Below are 15,214 nucleotides of genomic sequence, written 5' to 3'. Positions count from 1 at the left end.
CGGCAGCCGTCGGACGGTTCGTGCCTTCGGCGTGACATCGCCGCCGGCACGGACGCCGTCACGCGCAGTCCCCCTTCCACGGAGTGACGACCGCAAGGTCCGTCCGAGGAGAGCGATCAGAGGGGGTAGGTGTGTTGGAGCCGTACAGCTCGGACATACGGGGTGCGGGGAGCACCAGGGGATTCGGGGTGGGGACCCGATGAACACCACACGATTAGGAGCACTGGCCGACGAGGACGCGTCGCTGCACGCCCTCGCGGAGCGGCTGCTGGCACTGGCGGAGGCGGGCCTTCCCGCGATGTACCTGCCGGATGCCGAGACCTTCGTGTTCACCAGGGCGGGGGTGATCTCGCCCGACGGCACCCGCAGCCTGGAGCAGCGGGGAACGAGCACCCGGTACGCGGCGATCACCGCGCTCGGAGCCCGGTTCCTGCCCGAGGACCGCCAGCGCGCGCTCTTCGGCGGACGCTCCGCCGAGGAGTTCACGGGCGTCCTGGTGGAGCGGCTGCCGGGGGTGGTGAACCTCGGCGACGCGGCGCTCATCGCCTGGGCCGCCGCGGAGACCGGACACCCCAAACTGTCCGACGCCCTCGACCGGGTGGCCGCGCTGGACGTACCCGGGCGGCCGCAGTACACGGTCGAGGCGGCCTGGGTGCTCTCCGCCCTCACGGCCGCGCGCGCCGTGGTGGACGTGGAGGAGCGCCTCGCGGCGGCCCGCGTACGACTGCTGGCGGCGAGGGTCGCGGGCAGCCCGATCTTCCCGCACGCCACCGCGCCCGGGCTGGTCCCCGGCTACCGGTCCCACGTGGCCTGTTTCGCCGACCAGACCTATCCGCTGCAGGCCCTGGCCCGGCTGCACGCGAGCGGCGACGACCCGGAGGCCCTCGAGGCCGCCGACGCCTGCGCCGCCCGCATCTGCGAACTGCAGGGCGACGGCGGACAGTGGTGGTGGCACTACGACGCCCGCGAGGGCGGCGTGGTGGAGGGCTACCCGGTCTACAGCGTGCACCAGCACGCGATGGCCCCGACCGCCCTGTTCGACCTGGCGGAGGCGGGCGGCACGGACTTCTCCGCGGCGATCCGCCGCGGACTGCGCTGGATGACCGACGTGCCCGAACTGGCGAGCCCCTTCGGGACCCCGCGGGAGCCGATGATCCGCGAGGACTTCGGCGTCACCTGGCGCAAGGTCCACCGGGGCGACCCCAAGAAGGCCGTCCGGGCCGCCCGCGGGCTCACCACCCGGGTGGCGCCGCACGCACGGCTCGCCCCGCTCGACCGGATCTTCCGCCCCGGCGCGGTGGACCGCGAGTGCCGTCCGTACGAATTCGGCTGGATGCTGTTCGCGTGGCTCGGGGGTCCCCAGAGATGACGCGACGAGAGTCCCTCTTCGGGGTCCCGCTCGACCCCCTCACCATGGACGAGACCGTGCAGCGCTGCCTGGACGCGGTGCGGCGCGGCGAGCAGATCGAAATCGGCATGGTCAACGCCGCCAAACTGGTCAACATGCGGCGCGACCCCCTCCTCGCCGAGGCGGTCGCCGGCTGCGACCTCGTCCTGGCCGACGGCCAGGCGGTGGTCTGGGCCGGCCGGGTCCTGGGCGTCCGGCTGCCCGAACGGGTCGCGGGCATCGACCTGTTCATGCGGCTGCTCGCCGCCGCCGAGGTCGCGGACATCCCCGTCTACCTGCTCGGCGCCGAGGAGTCCGTCCTGGAGATGATGCTCGGCCAGATCTCCGAACGCTTCCCGAAGCTCCGGGTGGCCGGCAGCCGCAACGGCTACTTCGGCGACTCCGACCAGGAGTCGATCGCCGAGGCCATCGCCGACAGCCGCGCGCGGCTGCTGTTCCTCGGCATGACCTCGCCCAAGAAGGAGATCTTCACCGCCGGCTACGGCAAGCGCACCGGCGCCCACGTGGTCCACGGCGTCGGAGGCTCCTTCGACATCCTCGCCGGCATCACCAAGCGGGCCCCGCTGGTCTGGCAGCGGATGGGACTCGAATGGTTCTACCGCACCCTGCAGGAGCCGCGCCGTCTCGGCAAGCGCTACCTCACCACCAATGCCGCCTTCCTCCTCATGACGGTCCGGGAACTCATCAACCGCACACCGTCTGCCGGTTCCGTCTCCACGAAGGGGAGTCACTGATGCGCGTCGTCGTCGTGGGACAGGGATACGTCGGACTGCCGCTGGCCATCCGCGCCGCCGAGGTCGGACACCAGGTGATCGGGTACGACGTGGACTCCCGGCGGGTCAAGAGCCTCGCCGCCGGGGAGTCGTACGTGGAGGACGTCTCCTCCGAACGGCTGGCCCGCGCGCTGGCGCGCGGCACCTACCGCGCCAGCGAACTGGCCCGGGACTGCGGCGGCTTCGACGTCGCCGTCGTCACCGTCCCGACGCCCTTACAGGACGGAGCCCCCGACCTGCGCTACATCGAGGAGTCGGCGCACACCCTGGCCCGCTTCCTGCGCCCGGGTGCGACCGTCATCCTGGAGTCCACCACCTACCCGGGCACCACCGAGGAGCTGTTCGCGCCGATCCTGGAGGACGGCTCCGGGCTCACCGCGGGCGAGGACTTCCACCTCGGCTACAGCCCCGAGCGCATCGACCCCGGCAACACGGTCTGGGGCTTCCAGCAGACCCCCAAGGTGGTCTCCGGCGTCGACGCCCGTTCCCTGAAGGCCGTCGAGTCCTTCTACGGGGACCTCGTCGACACCACCGTGCCGGTGCGTTCCCCCAAGGAGGCCGAGCTGGCCAAACTGCTGGAGAACACCTTCCGGCACGTGAACATCGCCCTGGTCAACGAGATCGCCATGTTCGCCCGCCATCTGGACATCGACGTCTGGCAGGCCATCGAGGCGGCGTCCAGCAAGCCCTTCGGCTTCATGAAGTTCACCCCCGGTCCGGGCGTCGGCGGCCACTGCCTGCCGATCGACCCCTCGTACCTCAACTGGCGGGTGCAGCGCGAGCTCGGCCAGAACTTCCGCTTCGTCGAACTCGCCAACGACATCAACAACCACATGCCCGAGTACGTGACGCGCCGGGTGATCGACGCGCTCAACGCCAAGCGCCGCTCGGTCAACGGCTCCAAGGTCCTGCTGCTGGGGCTCGCGTACAAGAAGAACACCGGCGACGCCCGGGAGTCGCCCGCCGTGCGCATCGCGCAGCTGCTCCTCGACATGGGGGCCAAGGTGCGGGCGGCCGACCCCCACGTGGTGGAGAGCATCAAGGTCGACGCCCGCCTCGTCCGGGTCGAGCCGACCCGCAAGGAACTGGCGGCCGCCGACGTGGTGGTCCTGCTCACCGACCACGACTCCTTCGACTACCAGATGGTCACCGAGCACGCCTCCTTCGTCCTCGACTGCCGCAACCGGGTCTCCGGACCCACCGTGGAGGTGCTCTGACCCCGTGACCAGGATCGTCTGCGTGGCCGGGGCCCGGCCCAACTACATGAAGATCAAACCGGTGATGGACGCACTGGAGCGCCGCGGCGCCGAAGTGATCCTCGTCCACACCGGGCAGCACTACGACGAGTCCATGAACGACGTGTTCTTCCGCGACCTCGGCATCCGGCCGCCGGACCGGTACCTGGGCGCCGGCTCCGGCAGCCACGCCCAGCAGACCGGGCGGGTGATGGCCGCCTTCGAGCCGCTGATCGAGGAACTCGCCCCGGACGCCGTCGTGGTGGTCGGCGACATCAACTCCACCCTCGCCTGCGCCCTGGTCACCGCGAAGGCCGGCCCGCTGCTGGCCCACGTGGAGGCCGGCCTGCGCAGCCGTGACTGGAGCATGCCCGAGGAGGTCAACCGGGTCGCCACCGACCGGCTCAGCGACTACCTGCTGGCACCCTCGCCCGACGCCGCCGTGAACCTGCGGGCGGAGGGCTACCGCGAGGACCAGATCCACGTCGTCGGCAACGTCATGATCGACACCCTCCTCGCCAACCTGGACCGGGCCAGACAGTCGGACGTCCTGGACCGGTACGGGCTGACCCGCGGCGGATACGGCCTGGTCACCCTGCACCGGCCGGCCAACGTGGACGACCCCGGGGCGCTGCGCGGCCTGCTCAAGGCCCTGGGCGAGATCGCCGACCGCTGTCCGCTGCTGCTGCCCGTGCACCCGCGGGCCGCCGAGCGGCTGGCCGAACTGGGCGTGCCCGGCGGCATCCGGCTGGTCCCGGCCGCCGGATACCTCGACTTCATCGCCCTGCAGGACTCCGCCCGCGTGGTGCTCACCGACTCCGGCGGCATCCAGGAGGAGACCACCGCGCTGGGCGTTCCCTGCGTGACCCTGCGGGAGAACACCGAGCGCCCCATCACGGTGGAGGAGGGCACGAACGTGCTGGCGGGCACGGATCCGGAGCGCATCACGGCCACCGTCCACCAGGTCCTCGACCGGCCGCCCGCCGCCCGCTGCCCCGAACTCTGGGACGGCCGGGCGAGCGAGCGCATCGCCGCGGTCCTGCTGGACGGCCCGCCCGCGCACACCCGGCCGCGCCCGACCGACCTCGTCCCGCGCGGGGCGGCCACCGATCAACAGCACGTGCTGTAAACGCAATTCGAAGGGGAAGACCATGGATCTCGCGGAGATCTGGCGGGTCATGCGCAGACGCTGGTACGTGCTGCTGCCCGGACTGCTGATCACGGCGGCGCTCACCGCCGCCGTGTACCTGCTGGTCCCGGTGGAGTACCGGTCGCAGAGCACGGTGACGCTGCTGAACTCGAAGAAGGCCACGGTGGCCTTCGACGGCAACCCCTTCCTGAGCACCCAGGCCTCGCTCACCGGTATGGCCGACGGCCTGGCCCGCAACCTCAACTCCGACGACGCCAAGGCCGACCTCAAGTCCCTCGGCGTCACCGGAGTGCACGAGGCGAAGATCGCCGACAACGCGCTGGGCCCCTACATGTGGCTCAGCGTCGTCGGGACCGACCGGGCCGCCGTGCTGAAGTCGGACGAGATCCTGACCAAGTACGCCGAGAAGCGGCTGCTGGAGTTCCAGACCCAGCAGTCGGTGACGCCCGACGCCATGATCCGGATGGCGACGATCGTGCCTCCCCAGAAGCCCGAGGCACAGACCAAGGCCCGGCTCCAGTTCCTGATCATGGCGGGCGCGGCGGGCTTCGTACTCAGCCTGGTGGCCACCTTCTTCGTGGAGGCCCGCAAGCGCCGGCGGCCGTCGCCCGGCAAGCACCGGCCCGCCCCCGGCGAGGGCGGCGAGGGCGGGGAGGGCGGTGAACCGGCCGCCGACGGCGCCGGTGACCCGACGGCCACCCTGCAGATGACGGTCGCCCACCCGGCCGGCTCCGGCGCGGCCGGCCCCCGTACGGGCGGATCGCCGTGACCGGCCCCGCGGCGGACACCGCGAGCACCACCCCGGCGGCGGCGCCCTCGCTGGGGCGCAAGGTCGGCTCCGCAGCCAAGTGGAGCCTGATCAACACCGTCGTCATGCGCCTCGGCAACTTCGCCACCGGCATCGTCCTGGCCCGCTTCTTCCTCGGCCCCGAGGCCTGGGGCGTGTACGGGATCGCCCAGACCGTCCTGCTGGTCCTGCTCTCCGCCAACGAACTCGGCGTCTCGCTGGCCATCGTGCGCTGGGAGGGCGACCCGCGCCGCTTCGCCCCGACCGTCCTCACCCTCAGCGCGGTCTCCAGCTGCCTGCTGTACGCCGTGCTGTTCGCGGTCGCCCCCGCGGTGGCCGAGGTGCTCGGCTCGCCCGAGGCCTCCGGCGTCCTGCGGGTGATGTGCCTGTGCGTGATCCTCGACGGGCTCTCCCAGGTGCCCGCCGGCTTCCTCACCCGGGAGTTCGCGCAGGGCCGTCGGATGGCCGTCGACGGGCTCAACTTCGTCCTCAGCACCGCCGTGACCCTGCTGCTCGCCGTCGAGGGCTGGGGCGCCATGAGCTTCGCCTGGGGATCGGTGGTGGGCAACGTGGCCGCGCTCATCGGCTGCTGCCTCGCCGCACCCGGCACCCTGAAGTTCGGCTGGGACCGGGAACAGGCCCGGGCGCTGCTGAAGTTCGGACTGCCGCTCGCCGGCGCCAGCATGCTCGCCCTCGGCGTGGTCAACGTGGACACCATGGTGGTGGGCTCGGCCCTGGACCCCCTGGCCCTGGGCTTCTACGTGCTCGCCTTCAACATCTCCGGCTGGCCCGTGCGCATCATCTCCGAAGCGGCCCGCCGCGTCTCCTTCGCGGGCTTCTCCCGGCTGGCCGAATCGCCACAGGCACTCGCCGCCGGATTCGGCCGCGCCCTGGGCGTCGTGGTGGCAGGCACCGTCCCGCTCTGCGTGCTGCTCGCCGCCCTCGCCGCCCCGATCGTCGAACTCGTCTACGGCGAGCGCTGGCTGCCCGCCGCAGCCGCCCTGCCCTGGCTGATGGCCCTCGGCCTGGTCCGCATCGGCTGCGAACTCGCCTACGACTGCCTGGTGGCCATCGGCCGGCGCCGCTCGCTCATCGGCGTCCAGGGACTCTGGCTGATCATCCTGATTCCGGTCCTCGTGATCGGTGCCGACACCGGCGGGATCGTCGGGGTGGCCCAGGGGCACGTCCTGGTCGCCGGCGCCGTCGTCGTCCCCGTGTTCCTCGTCGCCCTGCACCGCGGGGGCATCCGCCTGGGCACCGTCGCCCGGGCCTGCGCCTGGCCCCTCCTCGGCGGAGCGGTGATGGCCGCCGTTCTCCTCGTCCTGGAGCGGTACCTGGGCGACAGCGTGCTCGCGCTCCTGGCGACCGGAGCCGCCGGCACCCTCGCCTACGTCCTGTGCCTCCTGCCCGGCCGGGCCTTACTCAAGGGGTAGGCAGTCGTGACCCAGCACCGAAGGCGCCTGGGGGCGTGGCTGCTCGCCGGAGTTCTGCTGGCGGTCGTCCTCACCCTCTACCGGGCCGACCGCACCGGCGTGAGCGAGCACTCGGCGGCGCCCGGCACCGCGGAGAGCGCCACGCCCTCCGCCACGGCCCCACCCGCCCCCTCGGCCTCGCCGACCACCTCCGGCCCGCCCTCCCCGACCCCCTCGCCGGGGGCGAGCGAGCCCTCGCCCTCCGCCCCCGCCTGCACCTCGCCCGGCACCTGCGGATTCCCCGACGCCAGCACCACCGGCCCCCGGATCGACCTGGAACGGCACGACACCGGGAACATGTCCGTCAAGCAGGACGGCACGGTCATCAAGGGCTGGGACATCCGCGGCTCCCTCGACATCTACGCCAACGACGTCACGATCATCGACAGCAGGATCACCTCCACCAACTGGTGGGGCGTCAACCTGCGCCCCGGCTACAGCGGACTGAAGGTCCTGCACACCACCATCACCGCCGTGCCGGGCAAGGGCCCCGACAACGGAGGGGTGAACTACGCGGTGTCGAACATGGGCGGCAGCTCGATCGAGGTCGGCTGGTGCGACATCTCGGTGTTCGGCAACGCCCTGTCCATGGGCCAGGGCGACCTGCACGACAACTACGTGCACGACCTCGTCGCCTTCCGCAACCAGGGCGGCGAATGGCAGCACACCGACGCCGTCATCAGCGGAGGCGGCAACAAGGGCCGGCTGACCGTCCGCCGCAACACCCTGCTGAACCCCACGGCCGTCGACCGGGGCGCCACCGCGGCCGTGGGCCTGTTCGCCGACACCGGAGTGGTCTCCTCCGTCGTCGTCGACGGCAACTGGCTGGCCGGGGGAGCGTACGCCCTCTACGGCGGCGGCCCGGGCTCCAGCGGCATCCAGATCACCAACAACGTCTTCTCCACCCAGTACCACCCGGCGAGCGGGGCCTACGGCGCGGCCACCGCCTGGAACGCGGGCGGCGCCGGGAACGTGTGGAAGGGCAACCGCATGTCCGACGGCAGGCCCGTCGACCCCCCACCCGCCTCCTGACCACCGAGAGGACCGACAGGACATGATGCGCCGGATCGCGCGGGCCCCCTGGGAACTGCTCAAGCGGACCTTCGGCTGGCTCGCGCTCTTCGAAGCCAGGAACAAGGTCCTGCTGGCCCCCTCCGCCCTGCGGCTGCGCCGCTTCGAGGACGCCGAGACCCGCCGGCTGGCCGCGGTCCTCGGCGCGCCCCCGGCCGCCCTGGTCGCCACCGTCATTCCCACCCACCGGCGCCCCGAGGCCCTGCGCGCGGCGGTCCGCTCCGCCCTCGACCAGTCGGTGACCGACCAGGTGGTCATCGTCGTGGACGACGGCGCCGGACTGCCCGGACTGCCTGACGACCCGCGGCTGTTCGCGGTGTCCCTGGCCCGCAACACGGCGACCGCCGGTGTCGTGCGCAACGTCGGCATCCGGCTGACCCGATCGCGCTACGTGGCCTTCCTGGACGACGACAACCTGTGGGAGCCCGACCACCTGGAGCAGGCCCTGGCCGTACTGGAGCCCCCCGGCGGGCCCGACGCCGTCTACACCGCACTGCGCAGGGTGCTGCCCGACGGCACCGACCGGGACGTCCTGTCGGTGCCGTTCGACCGCCGCCGGGCGGCCCGCGAGGCATTCCTCGACACCAACGCCTTCGTCGCGCGCCGCAACCGGTCCCTGTACTTCAGCCGGCTGCGCCGGACCCCCGAGGTACTGCCCCGCGAGGACTGGGAACTGGTCCGCCGCTACGGCCGCCGCCACGAGGTGCGCCACGTGCCCCGGGCGACCGTCCGCTACCTGGTCAACCCGGAGAGCTTCTGGACCCGTTGGGACACCCCCTAGGGGGTGCCCCGGGTGGCCGTCTCCTCGTACGTGATGCCGTGCCGCCCGGCGATCCGGTTCAGCCGGGCCGGATCCAGCCGGCCGTTCACGCTGAGCCGCGGCCCGGCCTCGATCATGTCCTCGACGAAGCACTCCCAGCCACCCGGCGAGGAGATCTGCAGCACCCGCGGAGGCCGCCCGGCACCGGGACGCAGCGCGTGCGGCACACCGCGCGGGAGCAGCACGAACTGTCCGGCGGTCAGTGTGTGGCAGTCGTCCCCGAAGTCGACGAGCAGCTCGCCGTCGAGCACGTACACGCTCTCGTCCGCGAGGTGGTGGGTGTGGCGCGGGATCTCCCGGGCCAGCACCACTTCGAGGAGGGAGAACCGCCCTTCGGTGTCCGCCGTGGTCGCCTTCACCGAGAAGGCGGGCGGCAGCGGGAGCCGGCCCGGCCGGGCCTCTCCCTCGCCGAGGAGGACGAAGCGGTCGTGGGACATGGGTGTGGTCCTTTCCAGGAACGGGTGCGGGACGGAGGGGAAGGCGGCCGACGGGGGCGGGGGCTCAGCGGGTCTGCCGGACCCCGCGGCGCCAGACGGCGGCGATCGCGCCGAGGGCCGAGAGGTCGCGCGTCGGGTCGCCCTCCACGAGCAGCAGGTCCGCGCGCAGGCCCGGGGCGATCCGGCCCCGGTCGGCCAGACCGAAGTGGCGGGCCGGCAGGGCGGTCGCGGCGGTCAGCGCCTCCTCGGGGCGCAGGCCGCCGTCCTGCGTGAGCAGCGCCAGTTCACGGTGGAGCCCCGCGCCGTGGGCGGGCGTGAACGGGGTGGCGTCCGTCCCGGCGAGGAGCGGGACCCCGGCCTCGCGCAGCGCACGGAGCGCGCCGACGGCTGCCGGGTACCGGCCGGGGGGCACGCAGCCCGCCGCACCGGACCCCTGCGCATCGACCGCCTCGAAGTACGCCAGCGTGGACACGACGAACACGCCCTGTTCGCGGACGCGCCGGGCGAGACGCCCACCCGCCGGGTCCTGCGGGGAGAGGTCGGCCCACACATGGGCGAGCCCGTCCACGCCGGCGTCGAGGGCGGTGACCACGTCGGCGGCGGTGACCGCGTGGGCGACGACCCGGAGCCGGGCCGCGCGGGCGGCCCGGGTCAGGGCGCCCGCGACCTCCGGTGACACGACGGGCAGGTCCGTGCCGTGCACCGTCCCGTCGTCGATGACGAGCTTGAGGAAGTCGCTGCCCTCGGCGAGCCGCGCCTTCACGAAGTCCGGGGCCCGTTCCGGGTCCGTCACGAAGTCGATCTCCGTCACGTCCTGCGGGTCCAGCAGGGTGCCGGTCAGCGCGGCGACGAGCTGGGTCGGGTGGCCGCCGGGCGCGGTCGCCACCGTGCCGGCGCTCCGCAGATCGGCCACGTCGTCGCGGTCGGCCGCGAGTTGCCGGTGCCGGGCGAGCGGGCGCGGCAGGCAGAACATGTCGAGCTCGGTGGTGACCCCGTGGCGCAGGGCCTCGGCGAGACTGCCGTCGAAGACATGGGTGTGCGCGTCGATCAGCCCGGGCAGCAGGGTCCTGCCCCGGCCGTCGACCTCGACATCGGCGGGCCCGGCCGCCGCGGGGGCGCCGACCGCCACGACGAGGTCGTCCTCCAGGACCACGTCCCGGACACCGGGGCTGCGTTCGCCGTCGAAGACGCGGACGCCGTGGATCCGTGTACGCATGAAAGGTCCTCCTCAGCGCGCCGGAAAGGCCGCTCCTCCCCGGACGCCACCACAGAGGGCGAAGCGGGCTCCGGCTGTGACATCGGGGCAGGGCGTCGTGACGCGGCTCACACCCGGGCCGTTGCGTGTCACACTCCCGGCCCGGCGGACCTCTTCGGTCACGGCAGACAAGGAGGACGCATGACCGCCACGCCGCAGCCCCACCCGATCGACTCCGTCACCGACCGCTTCCTCGGCCATCGCGAACTGCTGTTCTCGGTGGTCTACAACATGCTGGGCACCGTCGCCGACACCGAGGACGCGCTCCAGGAGGTGTGGCTGGCCTGGTCCGCCCGGCATCGCAGGCCCGGAGCCGAGCCCGTCGAGAACGCCCGGGCGTACCTGGTGCGGATCGCCGTGAACCAGGCACTCGCCCGACGCACGGAAATGAGCCGCCGTCAGGAGACCTACGTGGGGACGTGGCTGCCCGAGCCGCTGACGACGGCCGACGATCACGGCGCCGACGGCGCCGACGGCGCCGAGCGCGCCGAGGCCCTGTCGATGGCGCTGCTCGTCGTGCTGGAGACGCTGTCCCCGCTGGAGCGCGCCGTGTTCGTCCTGCACGAGGTGTTCGGATTCGCGCACCCGGAGATCGCGCGGATCCTGGACCGCTCGCCGACCGCCGTCCGTCAACTCGCCACCCGGGCCCGCCGCCACGTCCACGCCCGCAGGCCCCGGCACCGGCCCGGGGCGGACCTGCACGCCCGGGTCACCGAGCGCTTCGCCGCGGCCGCCCTCGGCGGGGACCTGCGCACGCTCCTCGAACTCCTCGCACCCGATGTGACGCTCTGGACCGACGGCGGCGGCAAGGGTCCCGCGGTCAGCCTGCACCCCGTCCACGGCCGCGACCGCGTCGCCGCCGTGTTCATGGCCGTGGCGCGCGCCCTGCCGGCGGAGGGCCTCGACCTGCGCTACCGCCGGGTGGCGGGCGACCCCGGCGCGCTCGTCTTCGCCGACGGCAGTCCGCTCGCCGTCGTCGTGGTGGACCTGTCCCCCGAGGGGGACCGGATCACCGGCGTCTTCTCGGTCACCAACCCCGACAAGCTCACCGGAATCCGTCCGCCCACCCCCTGAGGCGGCCCGGGAGGCGTCACGGCCCGGGCGTGGCCCGCAGTGCGGACGGGCTGACCAGGGCGCGGGCGGCCGCCCGGCTGGCCGGGCGGCCGAGCGCCGCCCGGGAGGTCTCCCGCAGCAGCACGGCCGCGCGGAACGCGGCGGTCGCCGCCGCCCCGTGCCGGCGCCCGTACAGCCGGACCCGGTTGAGCGTCAGCAGGGTCCACAGCCGGGGCGAGACCTGCGAGTCCCCGCCGAGATGGGTGGCCGTGGCCGAGGGCTCCAGCCGGGTGACGAAGCCCAGGTCCCGGGCCCGCAGGCAGTACTCGGTCTCCTCCGAGTACAGGAAGAAGGACTCGTCCCAGGGCCCGCACGCCTCCAGGCACTCCCCGGACAGGGCCATCAGCGCGCCGGTCGCCCAGTCCGCGACCGTCGCCCGCCCGTACGCGGACGGGTCGGTGACCAGCTCGCTCCAGAGCGGGAACCGCCCCGCCCGGCGATTGCCCAGCACCGCCTCGCCGAGTGCCCGGGTCACCCGCGACTCGCGGCGCAGCGAGAGCAGGAGCGTACGGCCGTCCTCCTCGTACAGCAGCGGGACGCTGATCCCGACCCGGCCGCCGCCGGGTGCGCCCGTGCCGAGTGCGTCCACGAGCACCTTGGCGCAGCCCTGCCTCATCCGGACGTCCGGATTGCAGACCAGGGCCGCCCGGAAGCCGCCCTCCCACGCGGTCGCGGCCCCGAGGGCGGCGTTCACGCCGGCCGCGTAGCCCGCGTTGCGGCCCGTCTGGACGACCGTCGCGTCCGGGGCGAGGGAGCGGACCAGTTCCACGGTGCCGTCGGCCGAGTCGTTGTCGGCGACGACCAGGCGCCAGTCGAGCCCGGCCATGCCCTCGGGCAGCGAGGCGAGGAACTCGGGCAGCACCGGGGCACTGTTCCAGGTGACGACGAGGACCGCTACGGGGCCGGCACCCGGCTCCGGTCGGCGGTCTGCTGGCTGGGTGAACTGCATGGGAACTCCACGGTTGCGGGCTCCGGCGCCGCGCGCCGGATGAACCCGAGGTAGCTGCCTCCGGCGGCGATCGTCAGGAAGAACACCCCGGCGAACATCGGGAAGCTGAGGGCGTCGAAAGTGGCGGCGATGACCAGGGAGACGAGGGCGGAGGCGAAGAACGCCTGACCCAGTTCCCGGTCGGACTCGGTGCGGGCCAGCCGGCGGATGGCACCGCCCTGGTGGATCCCGGTGAACAGGAGGACCAGGAGCACGACCAGCCCCACGAGGCCCATTTCCGCCAGAGTGAGCATGTACTGGTTGTCGGTGAAGAAGAACAGCTCGGGCAGGAAGGTGCCGAAGCCCCGTCCGAACAGCGGCCGTTCCTGGAGATAGGGGACGATCGCGCTGTACTTGACCGTCCGGGCCTGGGTGCTGCTGTCGGAGTTCGCCAGGAACGAGCCGAACAGCGCGGTGATGGTGCCGATCAGCCCGGGGATGATCACCTTGAAGCAGGCCACCGCGCCCATCAGCAGACCGATCGCGGCCCACCGCCTCTCCGGCTTCCAGCGCAGCACCATCACCAGGATCACGATGAGCGCCCCGATGATGGAGGTACGCGACACGGTCAGCGGCAGCGCGCCGCCCATCAGCACCACCGGCCCCCAGCGCCGCCACGCGCGCAGGTGCCGCCGCAGCGGATCGAAGGCCTGCTGCACGGCGAAGGGCAGCATGATGGCGAGCATCCCGCCGAACTCCAGGGGCTGCGCCGTGGTGGACCGCGGCCGGGTGAAGGAGCCCCGGTCCAGGGTGGTGATCTGGGCGACGCTGGACTTCAGGCCCGGGATGCTGATGCTGTCGGCGATGTTCGTCGCGGTGAAGAAGTCGTAGAAGCCGATGGCGGCCACCACCGACCCCATCACCACGGCCCGGCGCAGCAGGACGTCCAGGCGCGCCCGGTCCTGGATCCCGGCGGAGACCAGCACCACCAGGGACACCCAGACGAGCAGCCCGATCAGCCCGCGGTCCGCCGCCAGGACCTCCTTGTGCGAGCTGCCGCGCATCGCGTTCCCGAGGTACGAGGCCAGCACCGAGAAGGCCAGCAGGCACATCACCACACGCGGCAGGCGGGTCCCGGGGGCCGGCCGGATCCGGCCGGTGATCCAGGCCGCCAGGTACCAGAACAGGCCGAGGAGGGCGAACACGTTGGCCGGGGTGCCCACCCCGCCCATCCCGGGCAGGGTCAGGTTCGAGGGGATGAAGAAGGCCAGTGCCAGATAGCAGCTCAGCAGGGCGGTCGCATCCAGCTGCCGCCCCCAGGGCTTACGGCGGCCGCGCCCCCGGGCGGGCGCCGCTGACGCGCGCCGCCGCCGCAGCGCCGCCAGCAGGCTGTCCGTCAGGAAGGAGAAGGTGAAGGCGGCCGTGGTGCCCAGGATGACGACGCCCAGCACCTGCTGGTAGCGGCTCTTCATCTGCGGCACCGGGGTCTGCGGCAGCACCACGGGGGCCGTCTGCACCATGTACGCGGGCTTGACCTTGGCCGCCACCTGGAGCGCGTTGAGCGTCTCCCCGGCGAAGGCGGTCAGCTTGTTGGTCTCCTCCAGCACCTTGTCACGGTCGGTTCCGGTCACGGTCAGCGTGAGCATCGGACCCGAGGTGTTCGCGGCGAACCCGACCGTGTAGGGGTCGGTCACGCCGATGCCGTGCAGGTCACGTGCCGCGTCCGTCCCCGACAGCGTTCTGATCAGCACGTCCGCGGTGACCACCAGGGAGCCGCCGGCGTTCGCGATCGGGTTGCCGAAGGCGGGGGCCAGTTCGGCGACCGCCGTGGAGTCGAGCAGCGCCACCGAGCTCTGCGACTGGTAGGCCACCGGCACCGAACGGTACAGGTGAGCCCCCGCGAGCAGACTGATCAGCGTCAGCGGAACCATCACGTACCAGCGGCGCCGGAGCACCGCGACGATCTCACCGATGCTCATGAACACCCCGCGAGGGAAACGCAATTGATGGCGGACCTACCCGTGTCCTGGAAAGATCGGTCACAACGGAAGGAATATCCCTGTGTCGCCTGGTGAGTTGGTCCGTGCGCTGCGTCGGCGCTGGTACGTCCTGGTCGTGGCGGCGGTGCTCGCGGCCGCAGGGGCCCTGCAAGTGCTGCACCCCACCCAGACGTACCTGAGTACGGCGATCGTCGTGCTCAAGCCGCCGGTGACGGACAACCAGCCCAACCAACTGGCCAATCTGCAGCCACCGCTGGCCGCCGTCTCCTACGCGGCCGTGCAGCAGCTGGACTCGCCCGCGGGGGCCGAGGAGCTCCGCGCCGCGGGAGTGCACGGCACCTACCGGCTGATCCCGCGGAACAGCGGCACCAGCGTCACCCCCCGCTATCTGATCCCCTCGCTCCAGATCCAGGCGGAGCAGGCCGACCCGGCCGCAGCCGACATGGCCGTACGGAAGATCATCGAGATCTACACGAAGCACTTGACGGACATGCAGACGCAGCAGGGCGTCCCGGACTCCGCGCGGATGAGCGTGACGCTCCTGGTGCCGCCCACCGCGGTGGTGCAGACCGGCACCAAGAGCCGCGGCCTCGCCGGAGCGGCCCTGCTGGGTGCGGTCGGCGGCGTGGTCGCGGCCCTGTGGGCCGACCGGCTCCTGACACGCCGGAGCCGGCGCCGGCGCAACTCCGCCGACGCCGGTCCGGTGATCCGGGCCGAGGAGCCCGAGCGGGCGCCCCTCGCCGGGGCGACCCGCTGAACGAAGCG

Annotated in this window: 14 protein-coding genes; 10 read left to right on the top strand and 4 right to left on the bottom strand. The window is 72.7% G+C overall.

Features of this window, described 5'->3' with window-relative positions; translation table 11 throughout:
* Window positions 1-199 precede the first annotated feature (199 nt).
* The 8 genes from ACWGE1_RS12335 to ACWGE1_RS12300 are packed head-to-tail and all read left to right on the top strand — an operon-like array spanning window position 200 to window position 8,677.
* Complete coding sequence (locus ACWGE1_RS12335; protein ID WP_453420445.1) at window positions 200-1,369, top strand: hypothetical protein; 1,170 nt, start codon at window positions 200-202, stop codon at window positions 1,367-1,369.
* Window positions 1,366-2,142: a WecB/TagA/CpsF family glycosyltransferase gene (locus ACWGE1_RS12330; RefSeq protein ID WP_453420444.1), complete on the top strand. Its 777-nt coding sequence runs from the start codon at window positions 1,366-1,368 to the stop codon at window positions 2,140-2,142. The genes ACWGE1_RS12335 and ACWGE1_RS12330 overlap by 4 nt, the downstream gene beginning before the upstream one ends.
* Window positions 2,142-3,398 (top strand): nucleotide sugar dehydrogenase, encoded by a 1,257-nt coding sequence (locus tag ACWGE1_RS12325; protein WP_453420443.1) that lies wholly within the window; start codon window positions 2,142-2,144, stop codon window positions 3,396-3,398. The genes ACWGE1_RS12330 and ACWGE1_RS12325 overlap by 1 nt, the downstream gene beginning before the upstream one ends.
* Window positions 3,399-3,402: 4 nt before the next feature.
* On the top strand, window positions 3,403-4,545 hold the full coding sequence (gene wecB, locus ACWGE1_RS12320) for a non-hydrolyzing UDP-N-acetylglucosamine 2-epimerase (RefSeq protein ID WP_453420442.1): 1,143 nt from the start codon (window positions 3,403-3,405) through the stop codon (window positions 4,543-4,545).
* 22 nt (window positions 4,546-4,567) lie between these two features.
* Complete coding sequence (locus tag ACWGE1_RS12315; protein WP_453420441.1) at window positions 4,568-5,335, top strand: chain length determinant protein; 768 nt, start codon at window positions 4,568-4,570, stop codon at window positions 5,333-5,335.
* Window positions 5,332-6,786, top strand: a complete 1,455-nt coding sequence (locus ACWGE1_RS12310) for an oligosaccharide flippase family protein (protein WP_453420440.1) — start codon at window positions 5,332-5,334, stop codon at window positions 6,784-6,786. The genes ACWGE1_RS12315 and ACWGE1_RS12310 overlap by 4 nt, the downstream gene beginning before the upstream one ends.
* A gap of 6 nt (window positions 6,787-6,792) precedes the next feature.
* Window positions 6,793-7,857, top strand: a complete 1,065-nt coding sequence (locus ACWGE1_RS12305; RefSeq protein ID WP_453420439.1) for a hypothetical protein — start codon at window positions 6,793-6,795, stop codon at window positions 7,855-7,857.
* Window positions 7,858-7,879: 22 nt separating this feature from the next.
* Window positions 7,880-8,677 carry a glycosyltransferase family 2 protein gene (locus ACWGE1_RS12300; protein ID WP_453420438.1) on the top strand — a complete coding sequence of 266 codons (798 nt, stop codon included), beginning with the start codon at window positions 7,880-7,882 and terminating at the stop codon, window positions 8,675-8,677.
* Here ACWGE1_RS12300 and ACWGE1_RS12295 read toward each other — a convergent pair.
* Window positions 8,674-9,153: a cupin domain-containing protein gene (locus tag ACWGE1_RS12295; protein WP_453420437.1), complete on the bottom strand. Its 480-nt coding sequence runs from the start codon at window positions 9,151-9,153 to the stop codon at window positions 8,674-8,676. The two genes, ACWGE1_RS12300 and ACWGE1_RS12295, sit on opposite strands and share 4 nt — an antisense overlap.
* A 64-nt stretch (window positions 9,154-9,217) precedes the next feature.
* Complete coding sequence (locus ACWGE1_RS12290; RefSeq protein ID WP_453420436.1) at window positions 9,218-10,369, bottom strand: amidohydrolase family protein; 1,152 nt, start codon at window positions 10,367-10,369, stop codon at window positions 9,218-9,220.
* Window positions 10,370-10,549: 180 nt separating this feature from the next.
* Between ACWGE1_RS12290 and ACWGE1_RS12285 the strand changes: the two genes are divergently transcribed.
* The gene (locus tag ACWGE1_RS12285) at window positions 10,550-11,482 is read left to right on the top strand and encodes a sigma-70 family RNA polymerase sigma factor (protein ID WP_453420435.1); all 933 of its coding nucleotides are present in this window, start codon (window positions 10,550-10,552) and stop codon (window positions 11,480-11,482) included.
* 16 nt (window positions 11,483-11,498) lie between these two features.
* On the opposite strand, the gene ACWGE1_RS12280 is transcribed toward ACWGE1_RS12285, so the two are convergent.
* Window positions 11,499-12,470 (bottom strand): glycosyltransferase family 2 protein, encoded by a 972-nt coding sequence (locus ACWGE1_RS12280; RefSeq protein WP_453420434.1) that lies wholly within the window; start codon window positions 12,468-12,470, stop codon window positions 11,499-11,501.
* Window positions 12,416-14,428, bottom strand: coding sequence for an O-antigen ligase family protein (locus tag ACWGE1_RS12275; RefSeq protein WP_453420433.1), 2,013 nt, complete (start codon window positions 14,426-14,428; stop codon window positions 12,416-12,418). Before ACWGE1_RS12275 ends, ACWGE1_RS12280 begins: the two co-directional genes overlap by 55 nt.
* Before the next feature lie 82 nt (window positions 14,429-14,510).
* Between ACWGE1_RS12275 and ACWGE1_RS12270 the strand changes: the two genes are divergently transcribed.
* Window positions 14,511-15,206, top strand: a complete 696-nt coding sequence (locus tag ACWGE1_RS12270) for a hypothetical protein (RefSeq protein WP_453420432.1) — start codon at window positions 14,511-14,513, stop codon at window positions 15,204-15,206.
* Window positions 15,207-15,214 lie beyond the last annotated feature (8 nt).

The sequence above is a fragment of the Streptomyces sp. NPDC054932 genome (assembly GCF_053610205.1).
This window is presented reverse-complemented; position numbering and strand designations above follow the sequence as displayed.

What these genes read in the sequence shown, in the direction of transcription:
- ACWGE1_RS12335 (WP_453420445.1), top strand. Translation starts at nt 200, where the DNA reads ATGAACACCACACGATTAGGAGCACTGGCCGACGAGGACGCGTCGCTG.
- ACWGE1_RS12330 (WP_453420444.1), top strand. Translation starts at nt 1,366, where the DNA reads ATGACGCGACGAGAGTCCCTCTTCGGGGTCCCGCTCGACCCCCTCACC.
- ACWGE1_RS12325 (WP_453420443.1), top strand. Translation starts at nt 2,142, where the DNA reads ATGCGCGTCGTCGTCGTGGGACAGGGATACGTCGGACTGCCGCTGGCC.
- ACWGE1_RS12315 (WP_453420441.1), top strand. Translation starts at nt 4,568, where the DNA reads ATGGATCTCGCGGAGATCTGGCGGGTCATGCGCAGACGCTGGTACGTG.
- ACWGE1_RS12300 (WP_453420438.1), top strand. Translation starts at nt 7,880, where the DNA reads ATGATGCGCCGGATCGCGCGGGCCCCCTGGGAACTGCTCAAGCGGACC.
- ACWGE1_RS12295 (WP_453420437.1), bottom strand. Translation starts at nt 9,153, where the DNA reads ATGTCCCACGACCGCTTCGTCCTCCTCGGCGAGGGAGAGGCCCGGCCG.
- ACWGE1_RS12290 (WP_453420436.1), bottom strand. Translation starts at nt 10,369, where the DNA reads ATGCGTACACGGATCCACGGCGTCCGCGTCTTCGACGGCGAACGCAGC.
- ACWGE1_RS12285 (WP_453420435.1), top strand. Translation starts at nt 10,550, where the DNA reads ATGACCGCCACGCCGCAGCCCCACCCGATCGACTCCGTCACCGACCGC.
- ACWGE1_RS12280 (WP_453420434.1), bottom strand. Translation starts at nt 12,470, where the DNA reads ATGCAGTTCACCCAGCCAGCAGACCGCCGACCGGAGCCGGGTGCCGGC.
- ACWGE1_RS12275 (WP_453420433.1), bottom strand. Translation starts at nt 14,428, where the DNA reads ATGAGCATCGGTGAGATCGTCGCGGTGCTCCGGCGCCGCTGGTACGTG.